This is a genomic window from Streptomyces sp. NPDC001292, assembly GCF_042896465.1.
Lineage (GTDB): Bacteria > Actinomycetota > Actinomycetes > Streptomycetales > Streptomycetaceae > Streptomyces.
This window is the reverse complement of the sequence record NZ_JBIAXG010000093.1, coordinates 1-10,790: the sequence shown is the minus strand read 5'-3', so window position 1 is coordinate 10,790 and position 10,790 is coordinate 1. Positions and strand designations below refer to the sequence as shown.

9 protein-coding genes are annotated in these 10,790 nt (G+C 69.4%); 8 read left to right on the top strand and 1 reads right to left on the bottom strand.

Features of this window, described 5'->3' with window-relative positions; genetic code table 11:
- Positions 1–332: 332 nt before the first annotated feature.
- On the top strand, positions 333–1,001 hold the full coding sequence (locus ACFY4A_RS41820) for a hypothetical protein (RefSeq protein WP_390834554.1): 669 nt from the start codon (positions 333–335) through the stop codon (positions 999–1,001).
- A 70-nt stretch (positions 1,002–1,071) separates the two neighbouring features.
- Here the strand turns inward: ACFY4A_RS41820 and ACFY4A_RS41815 are convergent, their stop codons facing one another.
- Positions 1,072–3,024 carry a hypothetical protein gene (locus tag ACFY4A_RS41815; protein ID WP_390834553.1) on the bottom strand — a complete coding sequence of 651 codons (1,953 nt, stop codon included), beginning with the start codon at positions 3,022–3,024 and terminating at the stop codon, positions 1,072–1,074.
- Positions 3,025–3,051: 27 nt separating this feature from the next.
- Between ACFY4A_RS41815 and ACFY4A_RS41810 the strand changes: the two genes are divergently transcribed.
- The 7 genes from ACFY4A_RS41810 to ACFY4A_RS41780 all read left to right on the top strand — a co-directional run.
- Positions 3,052–3,672: a hypothetical protein gene (locus tag ACFY4A_RS41810; RefSeq protein WP_390834552.1), complete on the top strand. Its 621-nt coding sequence runs from the start codon at positions 3,052–3,054 to the stop codon at positions 3,670–3,672.
- Between the two features lie 322 nt (positions 3,673–3,994).
- On the top strand, positions 3,995–4,549 hold the full coding sequence (locus tag ACFY4A_RS41805) for a CDP-alcohol phosphatidyltransferase family protein (RefSeq protein ID WP_390834551.1): 555 nt from the start codon (positions 3,995–3,997) through the stop codon (positions 4,547–4,549).
- Positions 4,550–4,787: 238 nt separating this feature from the next.
- On the top strand, positions 4,788–5,012 hold the full coding sequence (locus ACFY4A_RS41800; protein ID WP_390834550.1) for an MbtH family protein: 225 nt from the start codon (positions 4,788–4,790) through the stop codon (positions 5,010–5,012).
- A 98-nt stretch (positions 5,013–5,110) separates the two neighbouring features.
- Entirely contained in the window at positions 5,111–7,180 is a 2,070-nt protein-coding gene (locus ACFY4A_RS41795; RefSeq protein ID WP_390834555.1) for an ABC transporter ATP-binding protein, read from the top strand.
- Positions 7,181–7,182: 2 nt separating this feature from the next.
- The gene (locus ACFY4A_RS41790) at positions 7,183–9,099 is read left to right on the top strand and encodes an HAD-IIIC family phosphatase (protein ID WP_390834549.1); all 1,917 of its coding nucleotides are present in this window, start codon (positions 7,183–7,185) and stop codon (positions 9,097–9,099) included.
- Complete coding sequence (locus ACFY4A_RS41785) at positions 9,096–9,323, top strand: acyl carrier protein (RefSeq protein WP_390834548.1); 228 nt, start codon at positions 9,096–9,098, stop codon at positions 9,321–9,323. The genes ACFY4A_RS41790 and ACFY4A_RS41785 overlap by 4 nt, the downstream gene beginning before the upstream one ends.
- A 53-nt stretch (positions 9,324–9,376) precedes the next feature.
- A partial coding sequence (locus tag ACFY4A_RS41780; RefSeq protein WP_390834547.1) for a condensation domain-containing protein occupies positions 9,377–10,790 on the top strand: 1,414 nt, incomplete at its 3' end.

The window sequence follows — 10,790 nt, the reverse complement described above, 5'->3', positions numbered from 1 at the left end:
CAAGAACTGACGCATCACCGGCCGCCGTCAGCAGCCCGCGTCGCCGCTGACGGCGAGGCACATACCCCCGCAAGATCAATGCGGCACTGCACTAGTCAGCACGTATGCCAGCAGCGGGTACGTGAACGTGTGGACCTCGGGCTGGCATGAGCGGTCGACGTGGGAGGCGTTCCTGCGGGCACGGTCGGACGTACTGAAGCGGTGCGGGCGCGGCTTCGAGCTGCTGACCTGAGATCCACGCAACAAGCCGGTGGGGCCCCGCGGATCGCTGCGGGGCCCCACGGCTGACATGCTGGCGGCCAGCATCCAACGACCTCGAGGGGGAACGAAACGTGACCGTGAGTGACGGCATCGCCTGGATAGGCGCACACCTTCACAGTCCTGTATCCGCCGCCGTGCGGGGGATGCTCGGCGGCATCTCGCTCACCGCGGCCAGGGGGATGGAGGCTGACGAGTTCCTCATTGCGCTAGGCGCCGACCTGGATGAGCTCGCCGCCCGTACCCCTTACAGGGATCTCGCCGTGCCGGTGGGTCAGCCGGGCAGGCCGTCGCCCCACATCAACCCCGTCATGTACGGAATGTGCGGCGACTGGCTGTACGTACTGGAGGACTGGGGCGCGGCGACGTGGTCGACCGGCTACCGCAAGGTGCAGTCGATGTGGCCCTACCTCGGGCAGGAGATCGTCTGCGTGACGGTGGACCGGTTCAGCCCGCCGTCGAAGATCCTGCATGTGCCCGGGGACGAGATCGCACGCCGGGCGGAGTTCGGGCAGGACACCGGGGAGGAGTCCGCTCTGGACGCAGCGCTCGATGCCTCGGGTGCGGTGTTCCCGTCGATCGCCGACGTCGGCGAGGCCGCTGTGGTGGCGCACTACGAGCAGCACGGGCCCCGGCTGCCCGCGTTGGTGTTCGCCGCGGTGGGCGCCTACTGCGGCCTGTCCATTGACCAGGAGGCCGTTCGCGCCGGCACCCTTCCCGGTGTCCTTCTCCCCATGCCCTGACCTGCGCACCGAACCAGGACCGGCCCCCATCCTGCTACAGGGTGGGGGCCGGTCCCGTTGTGCGTGGGTTCTACCTGGCGGTCAGCTTGCAGATGACCGGCTGTCCCCCGCCGATCCCGTAGGTGCAGGTGCCGCCGTCGTCCATCCGCGTGTCGAGCCAGTACGCGTCCTTGTCCATGATCCGGTTGTCGCGCATGAACGTCGCGAAGTGGTTGCCCATGGACTCCTGGTTGTGCATGCCCGAGATGGCCGACCGGCCGCACACCTCGGTGAAGGTGGGGTCGGTCCCGTTCAGGCTGTACAGGTGCACCAGGGTGCTGGGCTTCTTGGCGTAGGTGTTGATGCACGCGGCCCCGGTCGGCGTGGTCCCGCCGGGCAGCAGCGCCGGGTTCAGGCCGCCCTCGGCGCTGGACATGCCGCCGCTGTTGTACGTCGACGCGAACGCGAACTCGTCGCAGTTCAGCGTGTCCGACGCGTCGACCAGGGCCGAGTAGTCACCGTTGGTCGCGGCCCATCCGGTGGGGCAGATCCGGTTGCGGCTGCGCGTGTTCTGCGCGCTGTCGCCCATGTAATAGAGGGGCGTGCGGTCCTGCACCGACCCGGGGTGGTTGGGCACGGCCTTCTGGATCAGCCATCCGTGCGCGGCGGCCTGCGGGAACGCCTTGGCGTTGAAGCTGTACGTCGGGGCGTGGTTGACGAACACGCAGCCCGTGCCGGGGCCGGCGGTGGTGGTGTCGCAGCGGATCTGGTCAAGATCCTTGGTGTCGCCGCTGTAGTCCAGCGACCACTGGTAGCCGGTCATGAACGGGCGGATCTTGCCGTCCGACGGGAGGATGTTCGCGTCGATCTGGATGTCCGGCTTGAACAGATACTTCTGGTCCGGGGTCGACGCGTCCCAGGTGTAGGGGGTGGTCACCGACGTGGAATGCATGTCGCCGGGGGTCCACCACGTCTTGTCGGTCCAGGCGCTGTCGTCCGGCTCGACCGGGGTACACGATCCCTGGCACAGGTGCTGGTTGATGGACATGTCGATCTCGGCGAAGTCCATCGGGATCTGCTGCGCCGGCTCGATCGTCAGGTGCTCGGTGAAGCTGTTCTGCCCGTCGAGCTGGAGCATGCGCAGGAACATGAAGTAGGCGATGGCGTCCGGGACGCCGTCCGTGCGGATGATGACCGGCACCGTCCGCACGTCGCACTCGGTGAAGCGGGTGGCGAGGATGCTGGAGAAGTCGGTGTTGCACCACTCCACGCCCGCGGTCGCTTCGGCGTTCGCCATCGCGCGGGCCACCTTCTTGGGGGCCTTGTCCTTGGACAGCTGCTTGCCGAAGCACACCTGGCGGCCGCGCTTGTCCTTCTTGCTGCACTGCTCGCCCGCCTTGAGGGTGCTGGCGGTCAGCGTGCTCGAGGAGCCGAGCGGCTTGGTCTGGTAGAAGTCCGGCGGGGTGTTCAGCGAGCTGGGGTCCGGTGCCGTGTAGTCCGGAGTCGGCAGCGTCAGGTCGACGGGCATCTCCACACGGAACTTCGCCCACGGCGACCATGTTGTCTCGTACAGGGAGCCGTCGAAGGCGTTCGTGTGGAACACGTAGTTCTTGTTCAGCGACAGCTTGCCCGCGGGCACGTCCACCGTGGCCGTCGACCCCGACGCCACATAGGGGGAGACGAGCACCCCGTACGGGTTGGCGTCCGTCAGATTGACCTTGGTGACCGGGTTACCGGACGCGTCCGCCGTCCACACCTCGAACGTCAGCGTCGACTTGTCGCCGTCGGCGTCGGTCACGGTGTTCTTCAGCTGGACCTTCTGCGAGATCACCCGCTGAAAGCCGCCCGGCGCGCTGTTACGGGACAGCGGCGATGCCTTGGGGGACTTGCCCGACACCGGCCGCGACCCGGCCTCGGCCACGGTCGGGGCCTCCTTCCCGTGGACCTTGGGCGGCGCTGCCAGCGGGTCGGGTTTCGGTGGCGAGCCGGCCGCGGAAGCGGTACCCGCCCCGGCCAGAACGGCAAGGACGGCGCCGGCTGCCATGCAGCGCAGCGCCGCCGTTAGCACCTCATGCGCGCCGCGCTGAGCACATGGAACGCCCGGGTTTGCGGCGTAGCCCCCTCCTCCTTCGCTGCTCGCCGTGGCGCAGCCCCCTTGCGCTGGACTACGGGAGAGGGAGTCCTGAGCTTCGACGCGCCCGGCTTCGTTCTCACGCTGGCCCAGAAGGTCGACGGCCTGACATCGTCGGCGGCACGAGCGGTGTACGAACTGCCGGCCCTCGACGAGGTCGGCATTCGTCTGCCGCTCCTAGGGCTGAGCCTCAAGGCCATCACGCTGGTCAACGGTGGCGGGAAAGTGGCGTACGAAGGAGAGGTGGGCGCCTTGCATGGGGACCGGCTCCGCCACCTCAGCGAATCCCTCGGACCGGGGACCCTGGTCAAGACACTCGAAGCGGCCCTGCCGCCAAGTGGCGTACCGGTGAGGTACAACTTCTCCACCCGGACCGCCTCGGTAAAACCGCCCCGCGGCAGCGTCCCCCTACTGGAGCTCGTGAACACGTCCATTCGACTCTTCACGGATCTATCCCACGCGGAGGAGGAACGCCTCGTCGAGGTGATCCCGTCGGGTGGTCGCACCCTGCATGCCGGAATCGATCATGACATGCCGGGGACAGAGCCCCCCGCCGACTGACGCGCGGCGGGTCCACAGTGGGTGCACCGACACGACTCAACCGCGTGAGGCTTCGTACCGGGGGAGGTGCTGTCGTACTGCGGGTAGCCATGACACGTCAGATTGCCCGTGCCGAACCGACGTACGGCCGTGACGCTCATTTGACGCTCCGGGCGCCTGCTGTCCCTCATTCGGGACCCGAAAGCCTCTCTGACCTGCTGCTTTACCGCCTGCGTCCAGGGCAACATGTTTCCGATGACGCACCACGTGGAGTGCGTGGCGATCCTCGAACCGCCCGCAAAGGGCTCCTGACCTGGGGTTTTGTGCGTGCGCACTATGTGCGTTGCGGTCGCTGCACCAGGCCGGCCGACGGCCGCTGGCCCTGGCCGAGCTCACCGTGCTGCACGCCGCCCTGTACGCACTGGCCGCCGGCCGGCGGCCCGGGCGGCGCTGGGTGACCGTCAGTTGGGCGTTGTCCGTGCTGCACCTGGGAATGCTGGAGCACCGCACCCGCCTGGCCACCGCCGACGTCCTGACGCTGCTGCGCGGCAATCTCGCCGCCCTTCCCGGCGGCGCCGGCCGGGGCGCCGGGGTGCCGGCGATCGCCCTCGACCTGGCCGACGGACGCATCGCCCGCCGCCGCGGGACGACCACCCCCTTCGGGGACTACGCCGACACGTTCGCCGACGCCGCCTACTGGACGTGGCTGACGCTTCGCCACGAGCCCAGCCGTACCGTGCGTCTGGCCGCCGTCGCCGCCTGGGCGCTCCCCGTCGTCACCGTCACCGGTCTCGCGCTGCGGCGCGGCACGATGCCCGAGCGGCCACGCCCCGTCCTGCTGCGACCCGCCGCGGCCCTCCAGGTCGTCGTCGCCCTCCGGCGCCTCGCCCGGCGCTGACGGCGCCGTCGCCCATTGCCAGTTGGACAGTATTGCCGAAACTTCGGCATTCATGTGATCCTCGCTCTCATAGGGGCTCGCCTGATCTGGCAGGGCCCTCTTTTTATGCGCGTCCAACTGTCGAATCGGTCCGGTTGGACGGCTGTACGATCGCTCGGAGCGGCAAAGTGCGGAAGCCCGCGCATTCACCGAGTGTCGGGTCTGTTTCACATCGGATCTGTTTCACAGGAGGGCGAACATGGCGAATCCATTCGACAATGAAGACGGGTCCTTTTACGCGCTCGTCAACGACGAGGGCCAGTACTCCCTCTGGCCGACCTTCGCGGATGTGCCCGCCGGCTGGGAGATCGAGTTCGGTGAGAACACCCGGCAGGCGTGCCTCGACTACATCGAGGAGCACTGGACCGACATGCGCCCCAAGAGCCTGATCGAGGAAATGAAGCAGTACGAGCACGCCGAATAGCGGCCCTTCGGGGCGAAGAGTCCTCATGGCAGAGGCGCGTCCGATAACTCAACGGATAAGGAGGTTTCGGAGCCATGATCGGAGGCCCGGGGCCGCAAATGGTGATATCAGGGTTCGGCTCGGATTCCGGGTTGACCCGCCAGAAGATCAAACCAGGCACGGTGCCTCGGATCCTGCCTTATCTCAAGCCCTATCGCTGGGCCGTGGGATTCCTTCTGCTCATCACCGTGGCCGAAGCGGTGATGACGGTGGCGAGCCCCATGCTGTTCAAGGTGCTCATCGACGACGGAATTCTCCCCCGGGACACCGGGATCGTCCTCGCCGTCGCCTTCTCAGTCGCCGGCCTCGCCCTGCTGGAGACGGCGGCGGCGTTCACGCAGAGCCTGTATTCGGCCCGCATCAGTGAGGGGCTGATCTACGACCTGCGGACCGAGGTGTTCGAGCACGTGCAGCGGCAGCCGCTCGCGTTCTTCACCCGGGCGCAGACCGGCGCGCTCGTCAGCCGGCTGAACACGGACGTCGTCGGGGCCCAGCAGGCGCTCACCACACTGCTGTCGACCGTCGTGTCCGGCGTGCTGTCCCTCGTCCTCGTGCTCGGCGCCATGTTCTACCTCTCCTGGGTGATCACCGTCGTCGCCCTGGTGGTCCTGCCCTTCTTCGTCCTGCCCGGCAAGGTCATCGGCCGCCGGATGCAGCGCCTCATGCGGGAGTCGATGGAGCAGAACGCCGAAATGGGCTCCATGATGCACGAGCGCTTCAACGTCGCGGGCGCCCTGCTGGCCAAGCTGTACGGCCGGCCGGACCAGGAAGCGAAGCTGTTCGGCAAGCGGGCCGCACGCGTCCGGGACATCGGCGTGCTGAACTTCGTCTACGGCCGGATGCTCCTCGTCTCCGTCACCCTGCTCGCGACCCTCGCCACCGCCGTCGTGTACGGCGTCGGCGGCACGCTCGCCATCCGGGGCGCCTTCGAGGTCGGCACTCTCGTCGCGCTCGCCGCGCTGCTCACCCGGCTCTTCGGACCCATCAACCAACTGTCCAGCGTGCAGGCGAACGTGATGACCGCGCTCGTCAGCTTCGACCGGCTCTTCGAACTGCTCGACCTCAAGCCGCTCATCGCGGAGAGGCCCGACGCCCACGCGCTGCCCGGTCCGGGCGCGGCCGCCCCCGAGATCGAGTTCGAAGACGTGAGCTTCCGCTACCCGGCCGCCGCCGACGTCTCGCTCGCCTCGCTGGAGTCGATCGCGCTCCCCTCCCAGGTCCGCAAGGACAACGCCCTGACCCTGAAGAACCTGACGTTCAAGGTTCCCGCGGGCAAGCTCACCGCCCTCGTCGGGCCGTCCGGCGCCGGCAAGACGACCCTCACCCACCTGGTGCCCCGGCTCTACGACCCCACCTCGGGAACCGTGCGGATCGACGGTGTCGACGCCCGCGACCTCACCATGGACTCCCTGCGGCAGACCGTCGGCATGGTCACCCAGGACGCCCACCTGTTCCACGACACCCTCCGGGCCAACCTCATGTACGCCCGACCGGAGGCCGGCGAGGACGAGCTGACCGAGGCGTGCAAGTCGGCGCAGATCTGGGACCTGATCTCGTCCCTGCCCGACGGCCTCGACACGATCGTCGGCGACCGCGGCTACCGGCTCTCCGGCGGCGAGAAGCAGCGCATCGCGCTGGCCCGGCTGCTCCTCAAGGCCCCCTCGGTCGTCGTCCTCGACGAGGCCACCGCGCACCTGGACTCGGAGTCCGAAGCCGCCGTCCAGCGGGCGCTGAAGACGGCCCTCGTGGGCCGCACCTCCCTGGTGATCGCCCACCGGCTGTCCACCATCCGCGAGGCCGACCAGATCCTCGTCGTCGAGAACGGCGAGATCCGGGAACAGGGCGTCCACGAGGACCTGCTGCTCGCCGGCGGACTCTACGCCGAGCTGTACCGCACCCAGTTCGCGGCGCCGCCCGCACGGACCCAGGAACCCGTCCCGGAGTTCGCGGGCGGACCGGGACCGCAGCACTTCGGCGCCCCGCCGCCGAACGGCATGGGCGGGATGATGCCGCCTCCCGGCGGGCCCGGCGGCCCCGGCGGACCGCCCCCGCTGCAGATCCTGGGCGGCGGCGGCCCCCACGGCGGCCCCCCTCCGCCCCTGCCCGGCTCGGAACCGCCGAGGAGGTGAACGTGTCCTGTAACGCTTCGGCCGCGGCCGAGCTGCGCGAACTGGCCGACGCCGGTCGTCTCCTCACCGAGTACCCGAGAGCGGGCGAGCTGGCGGGCCGGCTCTCGGGCGCGGAACTCCTGAAGGCCGGGCGGCTGCTCGCCCGGCTCGATCCGCAGGAGATCTCCCAGGCCCACCCCGGGGCGCCGCTGGTCACCATCGGCGTCACCGGGCACGGCACCCTCGGGGCCCTGGCCCCGGCCCTCACCGCCCACCTGGCCCGGCACGGCCTGGTGGCACGGACGATACTGGCCGACTTCGACAACTACGTCTTCGAGCTGCTCGACCCGGCCGGCGCACTCAACGCGGCCCGTCCGGACCTCGTCCTGTGCGTCCTGGACCCGTTGATCGTGTTCGACGAGGTACCGGCGCCCTGGCGGCCCGAGGACGTGGAACGCGTCGCGGCCGAGAAGATCGGTCTCGTCGAACGGCTCGCCGCCCGCTTCGCCGAGACATCCGGCACCCTCGTACTGAACACGATGCCGCTGCTGCGCGGGCACACCGCCCAGCTCGTCGATCACCGCTCCCGGGCCCGGCTCGGCGCGGTGTGGCGGCAGGCCAACACCCGGCTGCTGCGGCTGGCCGAGGACAACCCCTCGGTCGTCGTACTGGACCTCGACCCCCTCGTCGCGCACGGCGTGCCGGTCACCGACGAGCGGCTCAGCACCTACGCCAAGGCCCATCTGACCGACGACCTGCTCCTCGCCTACGCCGCCGAAATCGGTCATCTGGCCCGCCAGATGACCGGACAGACGAAGAAATGCCTCGTGCTCGACCTCGACAACACCCTCTGGGGCGGCGTCCTCGGCGACGACGGAATCGAGGGAATCGAGCTCGGCGAGGGCTACCGGGGCGAGGCGTTCCTGGCGTTCCAGAAGGTCGTACGGCAGCTCGGATCGCAAGGCGTCCTCCTCGCGGCCGTCAGCAAGAACGAACCCGAGGCGGTGGCCGGCGCGCTGCGCGAACACCCGCGCATGGCGCTGCGCGAAGAGGACTTCGTCCAGATCATCGCGAACTGGCAGCCCAAGCACGACAACCTGAACCACCTCGCCGACACCCTCGGGCTGAACGTCGACAGCTTCGTCTTCGTCGACGACAGCGCCTTCGAACGCGAACTCGTCCGGAGCGAGCTGCCCGGCGTCACCATCGTCGAGATCGACGGCGAACCGGCGTGGCACCGCAGGAACCTGCTGCGGGACGGCTGGTTCGACGTACGGGAGGTCACCGCCGAGGACCGGATCCGGGCGGCCCGCTACCGGGACGACACCGCACGCAAGAGCTTCCTCGACAGCTTCGACTCGACTGAGGACTACCTGCGCGAACTGGGCGTCCACCTCCGCATCGGGCCGGCGACCGAAGCCGAGACGCCCCGGATCTCCCAACTCACCCTGCGGACCAACCAGTTCAACCTGACCGCCCAGCGCCTCCAGCCCGGCGAGGTGCTGGAACGGACGAAGGACCCCGCCGCGCTCACCCTGGCCGTCCGCGCGGGCGACCGGTTCGGGGACCACGGGCTCGTCGGCGCGATCCTCGCCCGGCGCGACGGCGACCTGCTGCGCATCGACAACTTCCTGCTGAGCTGCCGGGTGTTCTCCCGCTCCATCGAAGAGGCCTGCCTGACCTGGGTACTGCGGCACGCCCGCGCCACCGGCGCCGCCGCCGTGGTCGCCCGCTACCGCGAGACCGCCAAGAACCGGCGCGTCGCCGACTTCTACCCGCGGCACGGCTTCGTCCCGGCCGACGACGAGGGCGACGACGGCGACGAGGGCGGAGGCGACGGCGACAGCGGCGTACGGACCTTCCGGCACGAGCTGCGGCAGATCGAGCCGATGCCGTCGCACATCCGCATCGACGAGACCCCCGAAGGCGACCTGCCATGAACACCCTCGAAGACTTCATCGCCCTCGTCCGGGACGAACTCGCCCTGCCGGTGACCGTCGAGGACGCGGGGCGCGGGCTGCACGAACTCCCCGGCTGGGAGTCCATCCACCTGCTGCGGCTCGTCACCGTCCTGGAGGACAGGACCGGGCGGAGCGTCAGCGTCGTCGACCTGCTCGAGGCGCCCAGCCTGGAATCCATCTACGGCCTCGTGGCGACGGGCTGACGTCGCAGCCGTACTCCGACTTCAACGCACCGAACTCCGAGTGAGGGACTCGCATGTCTCAGGACGACCTTCGCCTGCCCCTGTCCGCGGCTCAGTACGACATCTGGCTCGCGCAGCGCATTGGCGCCCCCAGCCCGGTCTACAACTCCGGTGAGTTCGTGGCGATCGACGGGCCGGTCGACGGGCCGTCGATCGAGACCGCGCTACGGCGGGCCGTCGCCGAGGCCGAAGGGCTGAACGTCCGGATCCTGGAGGACGCCGACGGCCCCCACCAGGTCGTCACGCAGCCCGAATGGTCCCTCACTGTCCTGGACCTGAGCTCGTCACCCGACCCCGAGGCCGAAGCGCACGCCTGGATGCGGGACGAACTCGCCCGCCCGGCGGATCCGACGGCGAGCCCGCTGTTCGCGTACGCGCTGTTCACGCTCTCCGCCGACCGGCACCTCTGGTACCAGCGGTACAACCACGTCGTCATGGACGCCTTCGGCTGGTCGGTGTTCGGACGGCGCGTGGCCGAGCTCTACACCTCGCTCGTCCGCGGCACGCCGTGCGCCGAGCCGAGGTTCGGGTCGATCAGGAACATCCTGGACGAGGAGGAGACGTACCGGGGTTCGGCCGGCCAAGACGCGGACCGCGCCTACTGGACCGGCCGCTTCGCGGACCGGCCGAGCCCCGTCGGTCTCGCCGTCGGCGGCGGGGCGGACGCCGAGTTCCGGCGCGAGACGACCTACCTCGACGCCTCGGCCGCCGAACGCATGCGACGGTCGGCAGGCACGGGCGACGTGAACTGGTCGAACGTCGTCATCGCCGCGGCGGCCGCGTACTTCAGCCGGATGACCGGCACCGGCGACGTCGTGTTCAGCGTGTCCGTGACGGGCCGCGTCACCGCGCTCTCGGGACGCACCCCCGGCACGATGGCCAACATCGTGCCGCTGCGGGTGAGCGTGGACCCGCGAGAGGACATCCTCGCCCTCGCGCGACGAGTGAAGAACGAGCTGCGCGACATCGCGCGTCACCAGCGGTTCCGCGGCGAGGACCTGCGCCGCGAACTCGACTGGCCGACCGGAGGCAAACGGCAGTTCGGACCCCTCGTCAACGTCGTCACCTTCGACGACGACCTCGACTTCGCGGGCTCGAAGGGCACGAGGCACGACGTCTCGATCCCGCCCGTCGAGGAGCTGATGATCACCGTCCGGGGCGGTTCCGCCGACGGCCGGATCCGGATCGACTTCGACGGAGCCGCCTCGTCGGCGGGGAGCGATGATGTCGCGGCCCATCAGAAGGGGTTCGTGGCCTTCCTCGAAGCTGTCGCCGCTGAACCGCTGGCGCCTGTGGGGCAGTTGGACGCCCTTACGGAGGGCGGGCGGCGTGTGGTCGTGGAGGAGTGGAACGACACCGCCGAGCAGCTTCCTGCCGTGACCCTGCCGGAGTTGTTCGCGGCGCAGGTGGTGCGGACGCCGGAGCGGG

Bases quoted from the DNA above. Each gene is read 5' to 3' on its own strand.
- ACFY4A_RS41815 (WP_390834553.1), bottom strand. From the start codon at position 3,024: ATGGCAGCCGGCGCCGTCCTTGCCGTTCTGGCCGGGGCGGGTACCGCT.
- ACFY4A_RS41810 (WP_390834552.1), top strand. From the start codon at position 3,052: ATGCGCGCCGCGCTGAGCACATGGAACGCCCGGGTTTGCGGCGTAGCC.
- ACFY4A_RS41800 (WP_390834550.1), top strand. From the start codon at position 4,788: ATGGCGAATCCATTCGACAATGAAGACGGGTCCTTTTACGCGCTCGTC.
- ACFY4A_RS41795 (WP_390834555.1), top strand. From the start codon at position 5,111: ATGGTGATATCAGGGTTCGGCTCGGATTCCGGGTTGACCCGCCAGAAG.
- ACFY4A_RS41785 (WP_390834548.1), top strand. From the start codon at position 9,096: ATGAACACCCTCGAAGACTTCATCGCCCTCGTCCGGGACGAACTCGCC.